A 20,030-nucleotide genomic window follows, 5' to 3' on the forward strand; every position below is an offset into this window, starting at 1 on the left:
CGACGCGACGGCTAGTGGGAGACGCGGTGCCCGAATGGCGGCGGCGGTGCGGGCGCATCAACCGACCTTCGACGGCGATTCGGCCGACGCGACTGCGTCAGCGCCTGACGGCTCGCCACGAACCGGCGCGACCGGACGAATGCCGAGCAGCGCGACGAGCGGCGACGCGGACGAGGCCAGCTCACCGATCGTATGACGATCGAGTTCGGCGAAGAACGCGTCGCGCGCGGCAGCCAGCACGCCCTTGAGGCGGCACTGCGGCTCGATCACGCAGCCTTTCGACTCGCCGCCGTCGGCCGTAAAGCAGCCGACCAGCGCGAAATCGTTCTCGGTCGCGCGCACCACCTGGCCGACCGTCAGCTTCAGCGATTCGCGGAACAGCCGCAGCCCGCCGTTGCGGCCGCGGACGGTATCGACCCAGCCGAGCTCGCCGAGCTGCTGCACGACCTTCATCAGATGGTTCTTCGAGATGCCGTAGGCGTCCGAGATCTCCTGGATCGTCGCGAGCCCTTCGCCGCGCACGGCGAGGTACAGCATGACGCGCAGCGAATAGTCGGTGTAGTCGGTGAGTCTCATGAGCGAATACGGAAAATGGGCGATCGCGCCCCGATCAGCCAGGCCGGGCCAATCGGAGCGCGCGCCGGCACGGTTCGCGACGCCGCTCGGGGGCGCCGGGTTGCCGGGACGACCTGTGCGCAATAAGATGCATAATATCTACGCATTTTTCAGGCATTGGTGGACGCTATTTTGCGTCAAAATTCCGTCCGCGTCCTGCGCGTTGCCCGCGCGGCCGCGCCGACGGCACGCCACCGACGCCCTGATCTTCCCGGCCCTTTTTTGCCATGACCGCCCTGCCTGCCTCGCCCGATACCGCCCCGGCCCGTCCTCGCGACGCCGAACCGACGGAAGACAACATCCGCGACCTCGTATATGCGTTCTACGACCGCGTGCGCGCCGATCCGCTGCTCGGCCCGGTGTTCGACGCGAAGCTGGACGGCCGCTGGGACGACCATCTGCCGAAGATGGTGAACTTCTGGTCGAGCCTCGTGCTTGGCACCAAGGGCTATCGCGGCAACGTGCAGCAGGCACACCAGCCGCTCGACGGGATCGAGCCCGCGCATTTCAGCCGCTGGCTGTCGCTGTTCCTGAAGACCGTCGAGGGGCGCTACGCGCCGCCCGCGGCCATCCGCTTCATGGAACCGGCGCTGCGTATCGCGCAGAGCCTGCAGTTGAGCCGCTTCGGCTGGGATTACCAGATTCCGCCCGAGCAGCAGGCGCTGCTCGACGCGATCGCGCCACGCCGGCGCGACACGGGCGACGATCCGCGTGCGCTGCCGTCACGGGCGCGTGGCGAGCCGTTCCCGGCGAAGATCATCGGGCGCGGCACGGATCCGGACGCCTGAACGACGATTCGCAGGGTCGGCGCGCGCGTGCCTGCGGTGCATCGCCGCACGACACACACGCCGCGCTCAACGCGGCGCGTTGCCCGATTCGACACCCCAGCGCGCAAGCGCCGCGTCGTCGGTGCTGCGGGCATCGACCCAGCGCTCGCCGTCCGGCGTCGTTTCCTTCTTCCAGAACGGCGCCTCGGTCTTCAGGTAGTCCATCACGAACTCGCACGACGCGAACGCATCGCCGCGATGCGATGCGACGGTCGCGACCATCACGATCTGGTCGAGCGGCAGCAGCCGGCCGACGCGATGGACGATCGCGACGTCGATCCCGGGCCAGCGCCGGCAGGCTTCGGCGGCAATCTTCTCGAGCGCCTTCTCCGTCATCCCCGGATAGTGCTCGAGCTCCATCGCGGCAACCGATTCGCCTTCGTTCAGGTCGCGCACGGTGCCGACGAAGCAGGCAAGCGCGCCGATCTTCGGGTTGCGCGCGCGCAGCGCCGCCACCTCGGCGTTCAGGTCGAAATCGCCGGTCTGCACTCGTACCGTAGCCATCGCCTGCCTCTCAACCGCCCGTCACGGGCGGAAAAAACGCGACTTCGCAACCGTCGGTGAGCCGCGTATCGGCATCGGTCATCTCGTGATTGCATGCCATGCGCAGCGCGCGCCCTTCGGCGAGCGTCTCGGCCCACGCACCGCCGCGCAGGCGCAGCCATGCACGCACGTCGCCGACGGTCGTCACGCCGTCCGGCACGTCGGCCTGTTCGTCGGACACGCCCAGCGCCTCGCGCACGCTTGCAAAGAATTTCAGCTGAATCTTCATGGTTCGGGAAGCCGCCGCGTTACGACAGCAGTTCGGAAAACGGAATGAAACGCACGGTCTCGCCCGCGCTGATCGCGTGCTGCGGCGGATTGTCGATCAGGCCGTCGCCCCAGACGGTCGATGTCAGCACCGCCGAGCTCTGGTTCGGGAACAGGTCGAGGCCGCCGGCCGCGTTCACGCGCGCGCGCAGGAATTCGTTGCGCCGGTCGCCCTTGCTTTGCGAGAAGTCCGCACGAAGCGACAGCGCACGCGGCGCGACGTCGCGCACGCCGGACAGGCGCAGCAGGAATGGCCGCACGAACAGCAGGAACGTGACGAAGCTCGACACGGGATTGCCGGGCAGCCCGATGAAGTGCGCGTCGGGCCGCGCATCGCCGCGGCGCACCGCGCCGAATGCGAGCGGCTTGCCCGGCTTCATCGCGATCTGCCAGAGCGCGAGCCGCCCTTCGGCCTCGACAGCCGGCTTCACGTGATCCTCGTCGCCAACCGATACGCCGCCGCTCGTCAGGATCACGTCGTGATCGCGCGCGGCCTCGCGCAGCGTGTCGCGCGTCGCGGCGAGCGAGTCGGGCACGATCCCGTAGTCGGTCACGTGGCAGCCGAGCCGCTCGAGCAGCCCGCGCAGCGTGAAACGGTTCGAGTTGTAGATCGCGCCGGGCTTCAGCGGCTCGCCCGGCATCGTCAGTTCGTCGCCGGTGAAGAACACCGCGACGCGAATCCGCCGCGCGACCGACAGCTGCGCGCAGCCGACCGACGCGGCCAGCCCGAGCGCCTGCGGCGTGAGCCGCGTGCCGGCCGGCAGGATCACCGAACCCTGGCGGATATCCGCGCCCTGCGCGGTGATCCATTCACCGGCCTTCGGCGTGTGGAGGATTTCGACCGCATCGCCGTCGGCCGACGTCTGCTCCTGCATCACGACGGCATCGGCGCCGGGCGGCACCGTCGCGCCGGTGAAGATCCGCGCGGCCGTGCCGGCCGCGAGCGGCGCGGCCGGGTGGCCGGCCGGAATCCGCTGCGACACCGGCAGGCGCCGCTCGCCGTGCAGCAGGTCGGCCACGCGTACCGCATAGCCGTCCATCGCGCTCGTATGCATCGGCGGCACGTCGAGCGGCGAGCTCACGTCGGCCGCCAGCACGCGGCCGAGCCCGTCGAGCGTTGCGACGGTTTCGGCGCCGGCCAGCGGCTTCGCGGCTTCGAGCAGCGCAGCGAGCGCTTCGGCGGTCGACAGCATCGGCGCGCGCGGCGCCGCGGGATTCGGGTTCGACATCGATGGAATCGGGGATCGTTGGAATCAATACGCCATTGTAGCGACGCCGTCGCGCCCACGCGCGATATGCCGGCCATGCGAGAACTGTGATCGGCACGAACGCGCGGCACTGGCACTTGTTTCGCTCGCGATCCGGCAATTCGCGTGCGCGCGGCCGCCACCCAAGCGAAACGGCCGGAACCCCGATCCGTGCGACGAATCGGCATTCCGGCCGTCCTGCAGCGCCGGGCTGGGGCCCGGTGCAGCCCGGGTGCTACCCGGCGCTACGTTATGCGCCCGTGTGCGCGGCGATGAAGTCCTTCACCTGCTGCGCATCGGCCTTCACGACCTCGAAACGCTGCGGCAGCGCCTCGAGCCCGTCGAACGCGGCCGGCCGCTCGGCCTCGCGATCGAGTGCTTCGCGGATCGTCTCGCCGAACTTGATCGGCTGCGCCGTCTCGAGGACGACCATCGGCACGCCCGCGTCGAGATGCTCGCGCGCGACCTTCACGCCGTCGGCCGTGTGCGTGTCGATCATCGTGTCGTAGCGCGAGAACACGTCGCGGATCGTGGCGATGCGATCAGCGTGGCTGCTGCGGCCCGACACGAAGCCGAACTCGGCCACGCGCGCGAAATCGCCGCTCGCCGCGAGATCGAAACCGCCTTTCTCCTCGACGTCGCGGAACAGCTGCATCACGCGGGCCGGATCGCGGCCGAGCAGGTCGAACACGAAGCGCTCGAAGTTCGACGCCTTCGAGATGTCCATGCTCGGGCTGCTCGTGTGATACGTGTTTTCCGCGCTGCGCACGCGATATGCGCCGGTGCGGAAGAACTCGTCGAGCACGTCGTTCTCGTTGGTCGCGACCACGAGCTTCGCGATCGGCAGGCCCATCATCCGCGCGATGTGGCCCGCGCAGACGTTGCCGAAGTTGCCCGACGGCACCGTAAACGACACGCGTTCGTCGTTGGACGTCGTCGCCGCGAAATAGCCCTTGAAGTAGTACACGACCTGCGCGACGACGCGCGCCCAGTTGATCGAGTTGACCGTGCCGATCTTGTGACGCGCCTTGAACGCGTGATCGTTGGACACGGCCTTCACGATGTCCTGGCAGTCGTCGAACACGCCTTCGACCGCGAGGTTGAAGATGTTCGGATCCTGCAGGCTGAACATCTGGGCCGTCTGGAACGCGCTCATCTTCTTGTGCGGCGACAGCATGAACACGCGCACGCCGGCCTTGCCGCGCATCGCGTATTCGGCCGCGCTGCCCGTGTCGCCCGACGTCGCGCCGAGGATGTTCAGCGCCTGGCCGTGCTTCGCGAGCGTGTACTCGAACAGATTGCCGAGCAGCTGCATCGCCATGTCCTTGAACGCGAGCGTCGGGCCGTTCGACAGTTCGAGCAGCGAGACCGGCGCACCGTTCTCGGTGCCGAGCGTCTTCAGCGGCGTGATGTCGGACGCGTTCTCGCCGTGGCGCGTGTTGCTGTACACGGCGGCCGTATACGTGCGGCGCGTGATCGCGCGCAGGTCGTCGGCCGGCACGTCGTCGCAGAACTTCGACAGGACCTCGAACGCGAGATCCGCATACGGCAGCGTGCGCCAGCGCGCGAGTTCGTCGGCCGATACCTTCGGGTACTCGGCAGGCAGGTACAGCCCGCCGTCCTTCGCGAGACCGCCGAGCAGGATGTCGGAGAACGTGTGGCGCTCGCCGATGCCGGCGCCGCGCGTGGAGATGTAGTTCATGTCGTTCCTGGTCCTCAGTTCAGCGCTTCCATGCGCAGCTTCGTCACCTTCGAGACCACCGTCGCGAGGCCTTCGATCTGCGCGATCGCCGCGTTCACGTGTTTTTCCTGCGTCTCGTGCGTGATCAGGATGATGTCGGTCTCGCCGTTCGCGTCGTCGACCTGCTCCGATTCCTTCTGCAGCAGCGCGTCGATCGAGATGCCCGTCGCGGCGAGAATGCGCGTGATGTCCGCGAGCACGCCCGTCTGGTCGGCCACGCGCAGGCGCAGGTAGTAGCCGCTCGTCACTTCCTCGATCGGCAGGATCGGCGTGTTCGACAGGCTGTCCGGCTGAAACGCCAGATGCGGCACGCGATGCTCGGGGTCGGCCGTGTGCAGGCGCGTGACGTCGACGAGATCAGCGACGACCGCCGACGCGGTCGGTTCCGCGCCCGCGCCCTTGCCGTAGTACAGCGTCGTGCCGACCGCGTCGCCGTGCACGACGACCGCGTTCATCGCACCCTCGACGTTCGCGAGCAGGCGCTTCTCGGGAATCAGCGTCGGATGCACGCGCAGCTCGATGCCGTTTTCCGCGCGGCGCGCGATGCCGAGCAGCTTGATCCGGTAGCCGAGTTCTTCCGCGTAGCGGATGTCCGTCGCGTCGAGCTTGCTGATGCCTTCGACGTACGCGCGGTCGAACTGGACCGGCACGCCGAACGCGATCGCGCTCATGATGGTCGCCTTGTGCGCGGCGTCGACGCCTTCGATGTCGAAGGTCGGATCGGCTTCCGCGTAGCCGAGCTCCTGCGCGGCCTTCAGCGCGGTCGCGAAGTCGAGGCCGCGGTCGCGCATTTCCGACAGGATGTAGTTCGTCGTGCCGTTGATGATGCCTGCGATGTACTGGATGCGGTTCGCGGTCAGGCCTTCGCGCAGCGCCTTGATGATCGGGATGCCGCCGGCAACCGCCGCCTCGAACGCGACCATCACGCCCTTCTCGCGCGCCGCCTCGAAGATCTCGGTGCCGTGCACCGCGAGCAGCGCCTTGTTCGCCGTCACGACGTGCTTGCCGTTCGCGATCGCGCGCAGCACGAGCTCGCGCGCGATGCCCGTGCCGCCGATCATCTCGGCGATGATCGAAATCGACGGATCGTCGACGACCGCATTGAAATCGTCGGTGATCTGCGCGGCGCCGGCATGAGCGCCGAGCGCTGCCTGCGCCTTGGCCGGGTTGCGCACCGCAATGCGCGCGACCTCGATCCCGCGCCCCGCGCGTCGCTTGATTTCTTCCTGGTTGCGGTGCAGCACCGTGAAGGTGCCGCTGCCGACGGTGCCGAAGCCCAACAGGCCAACTTTGATCGGTTCCATGCTGCGTGTGATCGATGAGTAAGAGTGAATGAATGCCGAGGAGCGTGCCGCTCAGACCGAATGGCGCTTGCGATAGCCGTCGAGGAAGCGCGCGATCCGGTTGATCGAATCGGTCAGATCGTCGAGGTTCGGCAGGAAGACCACGCGGAAGTGATCCGGCGCCGCCCAGTTGAAGCCCGTCCCCTGCACGAGCAGCACGCGCTCCTCGAGCAACAGGTCGAGGATGAACTGCTGGTCGTTCTGGATCGGATAGAGCTTCGGATCGAGGCGCGGGAACATGTACAGCGCGGCCTGCGGCTTCACGCACGTCACGCCCGGGATGGACGTGAGCATCTCGTACGCCAGCTCGCGCTGCTTGTACAGGCGCCCGGTCGGCACGATCAGCTCGTTGATGCTCTGGTAGCCGCCGAGCGCGGTCTGGATCGCGAACTGCCCGGGCACGTTCGCGCACAGGCGCATCGACGACAGGATCCCGAGCCCTTCCAGGTAATCCTTCGCGCGCCGGCGGTTGTCGCCGCCGAGGCCGGACACGGCCATCCAGCCCGCGCGGTAGCCGCACGAGCGATAGCTCTTCGACAGGCTGTTGAACGTGACGGTGATCACGTCTTCCGACAGCGAGCCCAGCGCCGTGTGCTCGAGCCCGTCGTAGACGATCTTGTCGTAGACCTCGTCGGCGAACACGATCAGCCCGTGCTGGCGCGCGATCTCGAGCAGCTCCAGCAGCAATTCGTCGGAATAAAGCGCGCCGGTCGGGTTGTTCGGGTTGATCACGACGATCGCCTTCGTGTTCGGCGTGATCTTGCGGCGGATGTCGTCGAGGTCGGGCATCCACGCGTTCTGCTCGTCGCACACGTAATGCACGGGCGTGCCGCCCGACAGACTCACGGCGGCCGTCCACAGCGGGTAGTCGGGTGCCGGCAGCAGCACTTCGTCGCCGTCGTTCAGGAGCGCCTGGGTCGCCATCACGATCAGCTCGGACGCGCCGTTGCCGATGTAGATGTCGTCGAGACCGACGCCGACGACGCCCTTTTGCTGCGTATAGTGCATCACGGCCTTGCGGGCCGAGAACACGCCCTTCGAATCCGAATAGCCGGACGACGCCGGCAGGTTGCGGATCATGTCCTGGATGATTTCGTCCGGCGCGTCGAAACCGAACGGCGCGAGGTTGCCGATGTTCAGCTTGATGATGCGGTGGCCTTCTTCCTCGAGGCGTTTCGCGTGCTCGAGCACCGGGCCACGGATGTCGTAGCAGACGTTGAGCAGCTTGTTCGACTTCTGAATCGGTTTCACGACGACACGGTTCCTGGGTTGGCCTTGCGGCCGGGGGACGGGATCAAAACTGGAGAGCGGCCGGTCTGTGCGCGCTGTCTAGACTGGGAAAATGCGGGCGATCGGACGCAGCTTGTGGCAATGCCCGATGCAAGTGGCGCCCGGGGGCGACCAAAAAGTTATAATTTAGCGGATTTTGGCCGACTTTCGCAATGCACCATGGCCGCTGCGGGCCCGCGCCGTCGGGCGTGCCGCGCGCGGCGCCCGCGAAACCGGCCGCCCGGGCCCGTGCGGCCCGTGCCACACATTTCCTCCACGGAACCGCGGATTACCGATTTGAAACTGCACCAGGACACGAGCGGCGCGCTCAACACCGTCACCGGCTACGGCCCCGATTATGTCGACGTCAACCTCCAACGCCACGAAGGCAGCGTCATCGTGCTGCCCGGCGCACCGGTGCGGGACTGGCCGGTGTCGTCGTTCGACGCGCTCGCGCCCGAGCATTTCGCGATGCTGCTCGACCCGGCACCCGAACTCGTGATCTTCGGCAGCGGCGCGCGGCTGCGCTTCCCGCACCCGCGCCTCGTGGCCGCGCTCACGGCCAAGCGGATCGGCGTCGAGACGATGGATTTCCAGGCGGCCTGCCGCACCTACAACATCCTGATGGCCGAGGGCCGCAAGGTCGCCGCCGCGCTCTTAATTGAACGTTAATCACCGATGCGGTAAAACACGGGCCGGCACCCCGGGTCGATCCCCGGATCGTCGTCCGGCTCGATGACCGCCAAGCCGGCCGCCGTCGACGCAACCCGCCAACGGCTCTTACAACAACCAACAGGCTGAAAAATCCATGAACGATACGCCGCCGAGGCTACCGCTCAATCGCATCACGCTCGTCCTCCTGCTCGTCGCGTTCGCGATCGTCTGGTTCGCGCCGCTCGGGCTGCGGCACCTGATCCCGAGCGACGAAGGCCGCTACGCGGAAATGGCGCGGGAAATGTTCGTCACCGGCGACTGGATCACGCCGCGCTACAACGGCTACAAGTACTTCGAGAAGCCGCCGCTGCAGACCTGGCTGAACGCGCTGACGTTCGCGTGGTTCGGCATCGGCGAATGGCAGGCGCGCCTCTACACGGGCCTCGCCAGCTTCGCCGGCGTGCTGCTGGTCGGCTTCACGGGCGCGCGCCTGTTCAACCCGCTGTCCGGCCTCCTCGCGGCCGTCGTGCTCGCATGCTCGCCGTACTGGAACCTGATGGGTCACTTCAACGCGCTCGACATGGGCCTCGCGTTCTGGATGGCGCTGTCGCTCTGCTCGTTGCTGCTCGCGCAGCGGCCCGGCCTGCAGCCCGGCGCAACGCGCGGCTGGATGTGGGCGTGCTGGGCCGCGATGGCGTTCGCCGTGCTGTCCAAGGGCCTCGTCGGCGTGATCCTGCCCGGCGCCGTGCTGGTGCTCTACACGCTGATCGCCCGCGACTGGGCACTGTGGAAGCGGCTGTACCTGGTCAGCGGCCTCGTGATCTTCTTCGCGATCGTCACGCCGTGGTTCGTGCTCGTCCAGCAGCGCAATCCCGAATTCTTCAACTTCTTCTTCATCGTCCAGCAGTTCCGCCGCTACCTGACCCCGGAGCAGAACCGCCCGGGCCCGCTCTACTATTTCGTGCCGGTGCTGCTGGTGGGCTTCCTGCCGTGGCTGTCGGTCGCCTGGCAGAGCATCCGCCACGCGCTGCGCATGCCGCGCCAGCCGAACGGCTTCTCGCCGATGCTCGTGCTGCTGATCTGGAGCGCGTTCATCTTCCTGTTCTTCAGCGCGTCGCACTCGAAGCTGATTTCCTACGTGCTGCCGGTCGCGCCGGCGCTCGCGCTGATCATCGGCGCCTACCTGCCGCTGATGAGCGCCGAACGGTTCCGCCGTCACCTGCTCGGCTACCTCGTATTCTTCGTGGTCGCGGCATTCGGGATCATCTTCCTCGCGTATCAGGGCGACGCCCGCACGCCGAACGCGCTGTACCGCGCGTTCCAGCTGTGGCTGTACGCGGGCCTCGCGGTGGCCGGTGCGCTCACGCTCGCGGCCGCATGGCTGAACCGCCGCGCGGGCGTCACGGCCGCGATCACCGCGTTCGGCGCCGCGTGGCTCGCGTTCGGCACGATCGGCGGCACCGGTCACGACGAATTCGGCCGCTACAGCTCGGGCGCGCTGCTCGCGCCCGCCGTACGCGCCGAACTCGCGAAGCTGCCGCCCGACACGCCGTTCTACTCGATCGAGATGCTCGATCACACGTTCCCGTTCTACATGGGCCACACGACGATCATGGTCCAGCGCCAGGACGAACTCGCATTCGGGATCTCGGTCGAGCCGAACAAGTGGATCCCGACCGTCGACCAATGGATCGAACGCTGGAAGCAGGAAACCCATGCGCTCGCGATCATGCCGCCCGGCCAGTACGACACGCTGGTCGGGCAAGGCGTGCCGATGCGCGTGATCGCGCGCGACAACCGCCGCGTGATCGTCGAGAAACCGCAATCGTAAGGACGCCCGCCGCATGAATCCCGTTTCGTTCGTCTGCATCATCACCGGCGTGATGCTCAACGCCTGTGCGCAACTTCTGCTGAAAGCCGGCGTCAACGCCGTTGGACACTTCGAATTCAGCCGTGCGAACATCATCCCGGTCGGCCTGAAGATCGCGACCCAGCTGCCGATCATCGGCGGCCTCGGCTGCTATGTACTGAGCGTCGTCGTGTGGATCCTGGGGCTGTCGCGGGTCGACGTGTCGATCGCGTACCCGATGCTGTCGCTCGGCTACGTGGTCAACGCGTTCGCCGCCTGGTACCTGTTCGGCGAGGTGCTGTCGGTCCAGCGGCTCGTCGGCATCGGCATCATCCTGATCGGCGTGCTCGTGCTCGCGCGCAGTTGAGCGGCCCGTCGTGGATTGCGCATTAAGCGTTCGCCTACAAAAAATCACGGAACGAATCCGGCAACCGGTGTTTAATGCCGGTTTCGGGCCGGATCGCCCGACTCCTTTATTACCAGCCATTACAGGCCACAAGCTTTCATGAGCCAGACTACCGCTCCGTTTCTGCCGTTCACCCGCCCCGAGATCGACGAGGAAACCATCCAGGGTGTCGTCGAGGTGCTGCGCTCGGGCTGGATCACCACCGGCCCGCAAAGCCAGAAATTCGAAGCCGCGCTGTCCGAGTATTGCGGCGGCCGCCCGGTCCGCGTGTTCAATTCGGGTACCTGCACGCTCGAGATCGGCCTGCGCATCGCGGGCGTCGGCCCCGGCGACGAGGTGATCACGACCCCGGCGTCGTGGGTGTCGACCAGCAACGTGATCCTCGAGACGGGCGCGACGCCCGTGTTCGCCGACATCGACCCCGTCACGCGCAACATCGACCTCGACAAGCTCGAGCAGGCGATCACGCCGCGCACGAAGGCGATCATCCCGGTCTACCTGGCCGGCCTGCCGGTCGACATGGACCGCCTGTACGCGATCGCGCGCGCGCACAACCTGCGTGTGATCGAGGACGCCGCACAGGCACTCGGCTCGTCGTGGAAAGGCAAGCGCATCGGCGCGATCGGCGACATCGTGTCGTTCAGCTTCCACGCGAACAAGAACCTGACGACGATCGAAGGCGGCGCGCTCGTGCTGAACAACGAGGACGAGGCGACGCTCGCGCAGAAGTACCGGCTGCAGGGCATCACGCGCACCGGCTTCGACGGAATGGACTGCGACGTGCTCGGCGGCAAGTACAACCTGACCGACGTCGCCGCGCGCGTCGGCCTCGGCCAGCTGCCGCACCTCGAGCGCTTCACCGCGCAGCGCCGCGCGCTCGTGCGTGCGTACTTCGCCGCGCTCGACGGCGGCCCGGCCGTGAAGCTCGGCCTCGGCCTGCCCGTGGCCGAGTTCGAGAACGGCAACTGGCACATGTTCCAGGTCACGCTGCCGCTCGAGCGGCTGTCGATCTCGCGCGCCGATTTCATGGCGCAGATGAAGGAGCGCGGGATCGGCACCGGCGTGCACTACCCGGCCATCCATCTTTTCACGCTGTATCGTGCACGCGGCTTCAAGGAGGGCATGTTCCCCCACGCCGAACGATATGGCGCATCGACCGTCACGCTGCCGCTCTTCACGCAGATGACGGAAGACGACGTGCGTCGCGTGGCCGACGCCGTCAATCAGATTTGCGAACAATACGGAAAATAAGCGTACATGAATCACCTTGAAGCACGCGCCGGGCATCCGGGCGCCGCGAACCCGGAGGTATCGGTCATCATCCCCGTGTACAACGAGGAAGACGGCCTGGCCGCGCTGTTCGCGCGGCTGTACCCGGCACTCGACGCACTCGGCACGTCGTACGAAGTGATCCTGATCAACGACGGCAGCCGCGATCGCTCCGCCGCGATGCTGGCGGACCAGTTCCACGTGCGCCCCGACACGACGCGCGTCGTGCTGCTCAACGGCAACTACGGGCAGCATATGGCGATTCTCGCCGGCTTCGCGCAGTCGCGCGGCGACATGGTCATCACGCTCGATGCGGACCTGCAGAACCCGCCCGAGGAAATCGGCAAGCTGATCGCGAAGATGCGCGAGGGCTACGACTACGTCGGCTCGATCCGCAAGCAGCGTCAGGACAGCCTGTGGCGGCGCAAGGCATCGCTGATGATGAACCGGCTGCGCGAGCGCATCACGCGGATCAAGATGACCGACCAGGGCTGCATGCTGCGCGCGTACAGCCGCCGCATCATCGATACGATCAACGTGTGCGGCGAAGTCAACACGTTCATCCCCGCGCTGGCCTATACGTTCGCGCAGAACCCGACCGAAATCGAGGTCGCGCACGAGGAGCGCTTCGCGGGTGAGTCGAAATACTCGCTGTACAGCCTGATCCGGCTGAACTTCGACCTCGTGACGGGCTTCTCCGTCGTGCCGCTGCAGTGGCTGTCGTTCATCGGCGTGATCCTGTCGCTCGGCTCCGCCGCGCTGTTCGTGCTGCTGCTGGTGCGCCGCTTCATCGTCGGCGCGGAAGTGCAAGGCGTGTTCACGCTGTTCGCGATCACGTTCTTCCTGCTCGGCGTGATCATCTTCGCGCTCGGCCTGCTCGGCGAATACGTCGGCCGCATCTACCAGCAGGTGCGTGCACGGCCGCGCTACCTGATCCAGGCCGTGCTCGAGCAGCATGAAGGCGTGCCGCCGGTGCCGGCTGCCGCGAACCGCGCGGGAGCCGCGCGATGAAGCCGCGCGCGGTCGTCTTCGCGTATCACAACGTTGGCGTGCGCTGCCTGCAGGTATTGCTGGCGCGCGGCGTCGACGTCGCGCTGGTCGTCACGCACGAGGACAACCCGAACGAGAACATCTGGTTCGGCAGCGTCGCCTCGGTGGCCGCCGAGCACGGGATCCCGGTCCTCACGCCGGCCGACCCCGCCGATCCGGCACTGCGCCGCGCGGTATCCGACGCCCGGCCCGACTTCATCTTCTCGTTCTACTACCGCCACATGCTGCCGGTGGACCTGCTCGCGATCGCGCCGCGCGGCGCGTACAACATGCACGGCTCGCTGTTGCCGAAATACCGGGGTCGGGTACCGACCAACTGGGCCGTGCTGAACGGCGAAACGGAAACCGGCGCGACGCTGCACGAGATGGCCGCGAAACCCGACGCCGGCGCGATCATCGGGCAGACCGCGGTGCCGATCTTGCCCGACGATACGGCCGCGCAGGTGTTCGACAAGGTGACGGTGGCCGCCGAGCAGACGCTCTGGCGCGTGCTGCCCGCACTGCTCGCGGGCGATGCGCCGCATCTGCCGAACGATCTCGCGAACGGCAGCTACTACGGCGGACGCAAGCCGGAGGACGGCCGCGTCGACTGGTCGAAGCCGGCCGCGCAGGTCTACAACCTGGTTCGCGCGGTCGCGCCGCCGTATCCGGGCGCGTTCACCGACGTCGGCGGCACGCGCTTCGTGATCGCCCGCGCGCGCCTCGCGGCGCCCGGCAGCGCGATCGCCGCGGCCGCGGCGGATTTGCCGCCCGGCCTGCACGTAAGCGATAATGCACTATTCGGCGTCTGCGGCGACAGCCGCGCCCTATCCATTCTCGAGCTGTGGCAGCAGCGCGACGGTAGCGAAACCGTCGTGACGCCCGCGCAATTCGCGCAGTTCATTCATTCTTCCCGTCATTCATGAAAGCAAAAAAAGTCCTGATCCTGGGTGTGAACGGCTTCATCGGCCATCACCTGTCGAAGCGCATTCTTGAAACCACCGATTGGGAAGTGTTCGGCATGGACATGCAGACCGATCGGCTGGGCGACCTCGTCAACCACGAGCGGATGCACTTCTTCGAAGGCGACATCACGATCAACAAGGAGTGGGTCGAGTATCACGTGAAGAAGTGCGACGTGATCCTGCCGCTCGTCGCAATCGCGACGCCCGCGACCTACGTCCAGCAGCCGCTGCGCGTGTTCGAGCTCGACTTCGAGGCGAACCTGCCGATCGTGCGTTCGGCCGTCAAGTACGGCAAGCACCTCGTGTTCCCGTCGACCTCCGAGGTCTACGGCATGTGCTCGGACGAGCAGTTCGACCCGGACGCGTCGGCCCTCACCTACGGCCCGATCAACAAGCCGCGCTGGATCTACGCGTGCTCGAAGCAGCTGATGGACCGCGTGATCTGGGGCTACGGGATGGAAGGCCTGAACTTCACGCTGTTCCGCCCGTTCAACTGGATCGGCCCGGGCCTCGACTCGATCTACACGCCGAAGGAAGGCAGCTCGCGCGTCGTCACGCAGTTCCTCGGCCACATCGTGCGCGGCGAGAACATCAGCCTCGTCGACGGCGGCTCGCAAAAGCGCGCGTTCACCGATATCGACGACGGCATCAGCGCGCTGATGAAGATCATCGAGAACAAGAACGGCGTCGCGTCGGGCAAGATCTACAACATCGGGAATCCGAAGAACAACTTCTCGGTTCGCGAGCTCGCGCACAAGATGCTCGAACTGGCCGCCGAATATCCGGAATACGCGAGCTCCGCGAAGCAGGTTCAGCTCGTCGAAACGACGTCGGGCGCGTACTACGGCAACGGCTACCAGGACGTGCAGAACCGCGTGCCGAAGATCGACAACACGATGCAGGAGCTCGCATGGGCGCCACAATCGACGTTCGACGACGCGCTGCGCAAGATCTTCGAAGCCTATCGCGGCCATGTCGCCGACGCGCGCGCGCTGGTCGAGCAGCAGAACTGACGGGACGCTCGCTTGGCTCGTATCGTCCTCAAGATCGACGTCGACACGCTGCGCGGCACGCGCGAAGGCGTGCCGAACCTCGCGCGCATCTTCGACCGCTTCAGCGCGCGCGCGACCTTCCTCTTCAGCCTCGGGCCCGATCACACGGGCTGGGCGCTGCGGCGCGTGTTTCGCCCGGGCTTCCTGAAGAAAGTGTCGCGCACGTCGGTGGTCGAGCATTACGGCGTAAAGCAGCTGATGTACGGCGTGCTGCTGCCGGGCCCCGACATCGGCCGCCGCGCGATCGCCGACATGCGCGCGATCCACGAGGCCGGCTTCGAATGCGGGATCCATACGTGGGATCACGTGTACTGGCAGGACAACGTGCGCGTGCGCGATCGCGACTGGACCGCGCGTGAAATGCAGAAGAGCCACGCACGCTTCGTCGACATCTTCGGCGCGCCGCCCGTCACGCACGGCGCGGCCGGCTGGCAGATGAACGACGCGGCGTTCGAGCAGATCGACGCATGGGGCATGCGCTACGCGTCCGACGGTCGCGGCCATTCGCCGTACCTGCCGGTCGTCGGCGGCCGCACGCTGTCGCACGTACAGATGCCGACCACGCTGCCGACGCTCGACGAAGTGCTCGGCATCGACGGCATCGACACGCACAACGTCGCCGCGCATATCCTGAAGTTCACGCAGACCAATCCGCACGACCAGGTCTTCACGCTGCATGCGGAACTGGAAGGCCAGAAGCTCGCGCCGGTGTTCGAGCAACTGCTCGCCGGGTGGCGCGCGCAGGGCCATACGTTTGCGACGATGGGCGATTACCACGCGACGCTGGACCGCGACTCGCTGCCATCGTACCCTGTCACGTGGGGCGAAATTCCCGGCCGCTCCGGCGAACTGATCGTCCAGCCCGACTGAGTTCGCGCGCGCCGGCGCAGCCGGCCCTGCCCTTGCGGTGTGCCGCCGCGACGTCCCGCCGTACCGCGCCGCCCGAGCGGCGCCTTTCCATAACAACAGGAGAAACACGTGTCCGTCGAAGTTGACCGTCAAGTTCCCGATTTCACCGCACCGGCGACGGGCGGCGACATTTCGCTGTCCGACCTGAAAGGCAAGAAGCTCGTCCTGTATTTCTATCCGAAGGACAACACGCCGGGCTGCACGACCGAGGGCCTGCAGTTCCGCGATCTGTATCCGAAGTTCAAGAAGGCCGGCGCCGAAGTCATCGGCGTATCGCGCGACAGCCTGCGCTCGCATGACAACTTCAAGGCAAAGCTCGAACTGCCGTTCCCGCTGATCTCCGATGCCGACGAAGCGCTGTGCGCGCTGTTCGATGTCATCAAGATGAAGAAAATGTATGGCAAGGAAGTACGCGGCATCGAGCGTTCGACGTTCCTGATCGACGCCGACGGCGTGCTTCGCCAGGCATGGCGCGGCATCAAGGTGCCCGGCCACGTGGACGACGTGCTAAGTGCTGTACAAGCGCTTTGAGCCGCGTTATATTGGGCCGCAATGAATGCCAGTTCGCCCCATATTTCTCGTAGCTGCACCGGTGCCCGTTGCGATGCTTCCCGGCACCTGACGCGCATTACGACGGTATCAGCCGAGCCGCATGCCCCTGTCGACGGGGCAGCGGCTTTTTTTATGGATTGCGCGCCGGCCCTCGGTCCGGCCCTCACCCCGTCAAGGAGCTGATCGACACTTAGGCGAACCGGCTAAACGATATTCCTTGTGCGCCACCGCGCGCAAACTGCATGCGTGTACGTCACGCAGGATGCGATCAGCGGCGCACTTCATGCGACACGATTCCTCCCGAGGGACACCATGCCTTTGCCTACTCCCCCCAGCAAGCTCGGCAGCCTGCTGCCGCCCGACGAATACAAGGCGAAAGCGCGGCCCGCGAAAGCCGCGAAGAAATCCGCCGAAGGGGACGCATCCACAGCCGGTGACTATGGCCCGGCCAGCGTGGCCCAACCGATGACCGAAGCCGCGAACACGGCCGCGCCGCTGCGCGCTGTCGCGTCGTCGGCGCAACAAGCCGCGAGCACGCCTGCACGCGGCCGCAAGAGCAAACAGACCGCGGCGCTGTTGCAGCCGATGCAGGCGCCGGTCGAGACGGCACCCGCCGCACCGGTCGAGGCACGTCACGACAAGCCCGCCGCCGCGAAACCGGCCGCGGCGCCCGCACGCGATGCCGGCGCCGCGACGAAGTCGCGCGGCCGCAAGCCGGCCGACGCCGAACTGCAGAAGCTGTTCGTGCTCGACACCAACGTGCTGATGCACGACCCGAGCAGCCTCTTCCGCTTCGAGGAACACGACGTCTATCTGCCGATGATGACGCTCGAGGAACTCGACAACCACAAGAAGGGGATGTCGGAAGTCGCGCGCAACGCGCGCCAGGTGAGCCGCACGCTCGACGCGCTGGTCGCCGACGCGGGCCCGATCACGAACGGCATTCCGCTGTCGCGCCTCGGCAGCCGCGAGGCGCTCGGCCGCCTGTACTTCCAGACGACGCTCACCAACATTCCGCCCGTCGAGGGCCTGCCGGAAGGCAAGGCCGACAACCAGATCCTGGGTGTCGTGCGCGCGCTGCAACGCGACCGGCCGGACCGCCAGGTCGTGCTGGTGTCGAAAGACATCAACATGCGGATCAAGGCGCATGCGCTCGGCCTGCCCGCGGAAGACTACTTCAACGACCAGGTACTCGAGGACAAGGACCTCCTCTATACCGGCGTGCGCGAACTGCCGCAGGACTTCTGGACCAAGCACGCGAAGGGCATGGAGAGCTGGCAGGACACGAAGACAGGCACCACGTATTACCGCGTGACGGGCCCGCTCGTCGCGTCGATGCTCGTCAACGAGTTCGTCTATCTCGAGCCGCAGAACGGCGAGCCGACCTTCCATGCGATCGTGCGCGAGCTGAACGGCAAGACGGCACTGCTGCAGACGCTGCGCGACTACAGCCACCACAAGAACAACGTGTGGGGCATCACCGCGCGCAACCGCGAGCAGAACTTCGCGCTGAACCTGCTGATGAACCCGGAGATCGATTTCGTCACGCTGCTCGGCCAGGCCGGCACCGGCAAGACGCTCGTCGCGCTCGCGGCCGGCCTCGCGCAGGTGCTCGACGACAAGCGCTACAACGAAATCATCGTGACGCGCGCGACCGTGCCCGTCGGCGAGGACATCGGTTTCCTGCCCGGCACCGAGGAAGAGAAGATGCAGCCGTGGATGGGCGCATTCGACGACAACCTCGAAGTGCTGCAGAAGACCGACGACGCAGCCGGCGAATGGGGCCGCGCGGCGACGCAGGAGCTGATCCGTTCGCGCCTGAAGGTGAAGAGCATGAACTTCATGCGCGGCCGCACGTTCGTCGACAAATACCTGATCATCGACGAAGCGCAGAACCTCACGCCGAAACAGATGAAGACGCTCGTGACGCGCGCGGGCCCCGGCACGAAGATCGTGTGCCTCGGCAACATCGCGCAGATCGACACGCCTTACCTGACCGAAGGCAGCTCGGGCCTGACCTACGTGGTCGACCGCTTCAAGGGCTGGGGCCACAGCGGCCACGTGACGCTGGCGCGCGGCGAGCGCTCGCGCCTCGCCGACTACGCGTCGGACATCCTGTAACGCGCGACCGGCCGTCTGCCGGCCGTCGACGCCATGCGGCGCTCCGTTTCCGGAGCGCCGTTTTTATTTTGGGGGTCGGAAACATTAGTCATGCTCTGTTACGCAATGACCTCACTTACGCGCGAAACTTCAAGTAAATTCTCAGGAATGGTTGCCTAAGCCCCGCCGGAACGTCTACCATCGGGTCTGTCTGTTGTCATACGATTCGCGAGCGCGCCGCGCTCGTCCGCCTTGTCATGCTTCGAATCTGGGTTCCCGTCGCCGTCGTTTCACTGCTCGCGGCCTGTTCCAGCGTGCCGCCGCAGTCGGCTTCGCGCACCTCCGGCATGAAGATCACGACGCCGCGCGCGTTTCCCGCGCCGGCCAATTTCCCGAAATTCGTCGATCACAGCGTCGGCCAGGAAGAGATCTCGATCCAGGCGATGAGCCTCGTCGGCGTGCCGTACCGCTGGGGCGGCAACACGCCGACGAGCGGCTTCGACTGCAGCGGGCTCGTGCGCTACGTACTCGGCCGCGCGGCCGACGTGAACCTGCCGCGCACGACCGCCGACATGAGCAGCCGCGGCGTGTCGATCGACCCCGAACAGATCGCGCCCGGCGACCTGATCTTCTTCAACACGACCGGCCGCCCGCATTCGCACGTCGGCATCTACGTCGGCAAGCTCCGCTTCGTGAACGCGCCGTCGACCGGCGGCACCGTGCGGCTCGACTACCTGACGAACCCATACTGGGCCAAGCGCTTCGACGGCATTCGCCGTGTCGCGCCGCCGCGCGGCACGCCGGCACCGTTCGATGCACCGACCTACGAGGCGCGGCGCGATGCACCGGCGGCCACGCCGGCGCCGGTTGTCATGGCCGCCACGCCTCGGCAGCCGGCCTATGCGTCGTCGCAAGCCGGCGCGGCGCCGACGCCGGTGCCGGTGCCGGTCATGCAGACCGCACCTGTCGTATCGACCGCAGCCGTTGCGCCGGCAACTGCAACGGCCACGGATCCGTACGAACCTCCGCCGGCGCGCATGCCGGCAGCCCGGCAGCAAGCGGCATCCGCGAATGGCGATATGGCGGCCATGACGGCGAACGCAGCCCCGACGGAGATCGGCACGCAGATTCCGACGACGGCACTGACGGCCGCCGAGGCTGCCGCATTCGATGCCGAGCCGCCGCCCGCGGCGGCCGCACCCTCGCCGCGCGGCACCGAGCCCGTGCAGGTGCTGCGTGCGTCGACGCAATCCGCGCCGCTCGCCCCGCGCACCGGCACCGCGGATGACCCGATCGCCCGCTTCGCGAACGGCAGTTACTGATCGCGCGCATCGCGGCGGCAACCCCGCCATCCGCAGCCTCTCCCTTTCCCGACCACCAAAGAAAATGCGCC

The 20,030-nt window shown here is 66.8% G+C and carries 19 protein-coding genes and 1 pseudogene; 12 read left to right on the plus strand and 8 right to left on the minus strand.

Annotation, left to right across the window (positions count from 1 at the left end; genetic code table 11):
• Nucleotides 1–57: 57 nt before the first annotated feature.
• Nucleotides 58–576, minus strand: a complete 519-nt coding sequence (locus WS51_RS19655; RefSeq protein WP_069229675.1) for an Rrf2 family transcriptional regulator — start codon at nt 574–576, stop codon at nt 58–60.
• Between the two features lie 266 nt (nt 577–842).
• On the opposite strand from WS51_RS19655, the gene WS51_RS19660 reads away from it, so the two are divergent.
• On the plus strand, nt 843–1,403 hold the full coding sequence (locus WS51_RS19660) for a group III truncated hemoglobin (protein ID WP_069229676.1): 561 nt from the start codon (nt 843–845) through the stop codon (nt 1,401–1,403).
• A 66-nt stretch (nt 1,404–1,469) separates the two neighbouring features.
• Here the strand turns inward: WS51_RS19660 and WS51_RS19665 are convergent, their stop codons facing one another.
• From WS51_RS19665 to WS51_RS19690, 6 genes are all read right to left on the minus strand, one after another.
• Nucleotides 1,470–1,946 (minus strand): molybdenum cofactor biosynthesis protein MoaE, encoded by a 477-nt coding sequence (locus WS51_RS19665; RefSeq protein WP_059503135.1) that lies wholly within the window; start codon nt 1,944–1,946, stop codon nt 1,470–1,472.
• 10 nt (nt 1,947–1,956) lie between these two features.
• Entirely contained in the window at nt 1,957–2,214 is a 258-nt protein-coding gene (gene moaD / locus WS51_RS19670; protein WP_059456793.1) for a molybdopterin converting factor subunit 1, read from the minus strand.
• 19 nt (nt 2,215–2,233) lie between these two features.
• Nucleotides 2,234–3,481 (minus strand): molybdopterin molybdotransferase MoeA, encoded by a 1,248-nt coding sequence (locus tag WS51_RS19675; RefSeq protein ID WP_059806665.1) that lies wholly within the window; start codon nt 3,479–3,481, stop codon nt 2,234–2,236.
• Nucleotides 3,482–3,749: 268 nt separating this feature from the next.
• Complete coding sequence (gene thrC, locus WS51_RS19680) at nt 3,750–5,201, minus strand: threonine synthase (RefSeq protein WP_059547451.1); 1,452 nt, start codon at nt 5,199–5,201, stop codon at nt 3,750–3,752.
• Nucleotides 5,202–5,215: 14 nt separating this feature from the next.
• Complete coding sequence (locus WS51_RS19685; protein ID WP_059449902.1) at nt 5,216–6,544, minus strand: homoserine dehydrogenase; 1,329 nt, start codon at nt 6,542–6,544, stop codon at nt 5,216–5,218.
• Nucleotides 6,545–6,595: 51 nt separating this feature from the next.
• Complete coding sequence (locus tag WS51_RS19690) at nt 6,596–7,834, minus strand: pyridoxal phosphate-dependent aminotransferase (RefSeq protein ID WP_059770132.1); 1,239 nt, start codon at nt 7,832–7,834, stop codon at nt 6,596–6,598.
• 315 nt (nt 7,835–8,149) lie between these two features.
• Between WS51_RS19690 and WS51_RS19695 the strand changes: the two genes are divergently transcribed.
• The 9 genes from WS51_RS19695 to WS51_RS19735 all read left to right on the plus strand — a co-directional run bounded on the left by WS51_RS19695 (nt 8,150) and on the right by WS51_RS19735 (nt 16,516).
• Nucleotides 8,150–8,524: an Mth938-like domain-containing protein gene (locus tag WS51_RS19695; RefSeq protein WP_006754746.1), complete on the plus strand. Its 375-nt coding sequence runs from the start codon at nt 8,150–8,152 to the stop codon at nt 8,522–8,524.
• A gap of 136 nt (nt 8,525–8,660) precedes the next feature.
• Nucleotides 8,661–10,337 carry a glycosyltransferase family 39 protein gene (locus WS51_RS19700; RefSeq protein ID WP_069229677.1) on the plus strand — a complete coding sequence of 559 codons (1,677 nt, stop codon included), beginning with the start codon at nt 8,661–8,663 and terminating at the stop codon, nt 10,335–10,337.
• A 13-nt stretch (nt 10,338–10,350) separates the two neighbouring features.
• Nucleotides 10,351–10,722, plus strand: a complete 372-nt coding sequence (locus WS51_RS19705; RefSeq protein ID WP_014896865.1) for an EamA family transporter — start codon at nt 10,351–10,353, stop codon at nt 10,720–10,722.
• A 138-nt stretch (nt 10,723–10,860) separates the two neighbouring features.
• Nucleotides 10,861–12,012, plus strand: coding sequence for a DegT/DnrJ/EryC1/StrS family aminotransferase (locus WS51_RS19710; protein ID WP_059449905.1), 1,152 nt, complete (start codon nt 10,861–10,863; stop codon nt 12,010–12,012).
• Between the two features lie 6 nt (nt 12,013–12,018).
• Complete coding sequence (locus tag WS51_RS19715) at nt 12,019–13,041, plus strand: glycosyltransferase (RefSeq protein WP_059790408.1); 1,023 nt, start codon at nt 12,019–12,021, stop codon at nt 13,039–13,041.
• The gene (locus tag WS51_RS19720) at nt 13,038–13,985 is read left to right on the plus strand and encodes a formyltransferase (RefSeq protein ID WP_059449907.1); all 948 of its coding nucleotides are present in this window, start codon (nt 13,038–13,040) and stop codon (nt 13,983–13,985) included. Before WS51_RS19715 ends, WS51_RS19720 begins: the two co-directional genes overlap by 4 nt.
• Complete coding sequence (locus WS51_RS19725; RefSeq protein WP_059464368.1) at nt 13,982–15,037, plus strand: bifunctional UDP-4-keto-pentose/UDP-xylose synthase; 1,056 nt, start codon at nt 13,982–13,984, stop codon at nt 15,035–15,037. Before WS51_RS19720 ends, WS51_RS19725 begins: the two co-directional genes overlap by 4 nt.
• Before the next feature lie 12 nt (nt 15,038–15,049).
• The gene (locus tag WS51_RS19730) at nt 15,050–15,946 is read left to right on the plus strand and encodes a polysaccharide deacetylase family protein (RefSeq protein ID WP_059538091.1); all 897 of its coding nucleotides are present in this window, start codon (nt 15,050–15,052) and stop codon (nt 15,944–15,946) included.
• 108 nt (nt 15,947–16,054) lie between these two features.
• Nucleotides 16,055–16,516, plus strand: coding sequence for a peroxiredoxin (locus WS51_RS19735; RefSeq protein ID WP_006756046.1), 462 nt, complete (start codon nt 16,055–16,057; stop codon nt 16,514–16,516).
• Nucleotides 16,517–16,708: 192 nt separating this feature from the next.
• On the opposite strand, the pseudogene WS51_RS33195 reads toward WS51_RS19735, so the two are convergent.
• Nucleotides 16,709–16,954: pseudogene (locus tag WS51_RS33195) on the minus strand (hypothetical protein); the annotation flags it as partial.
• Here WS51_RS33195 and WS51_RS19740 point away from each other — a divergent pair.
• Both WS51_RS19740 and WS51_RS19745 read left to right on the plus strand, forming a co-directional pair.
• The gene (locus WS51_RS19740; RefSeq protein ID WP_059450031.1) at nt 16,850–18,658 is read left to right on the plus strand and encodes a PhoH family protein; all 1,809 of its coding nucleotides are present in this window, start codon (nt 16,850–16,852) and stop codon (nt 18,656–18,658) included. The pseudogene WS51_RS33195 and the gene WS51_RS19740 sit on opposite strands and share 105 nt — an antisense overlap.
• A gap of 236 nt (nt 18,659–18,894) precedes the next feature.
• Nucleotides 18,895–19,959 (plus strand): C40 family peptidase, encoded by a 1,065-nt coding sequence (locus WS51_RS19745; RefSeq protein ID WP_069229678.1) that lies wholly within the window; start codon nt 18,895–18,897, stop codon nt 19,957–19,959.
• Nucleotides 19,960–20,030: the final 71 nt, after the last annotated feature.

The sequence above is a fragment of the Burkholderia territorii genome, assembly GCF_001718335.1.
Taxonomy (GTDB): domain Bacteria; phylum Pseudomonadota; class Gammaproteobacteria; order Burkholderiales; family Burkholderiaceae; genus Burkholderia; species Burkholderia territorii.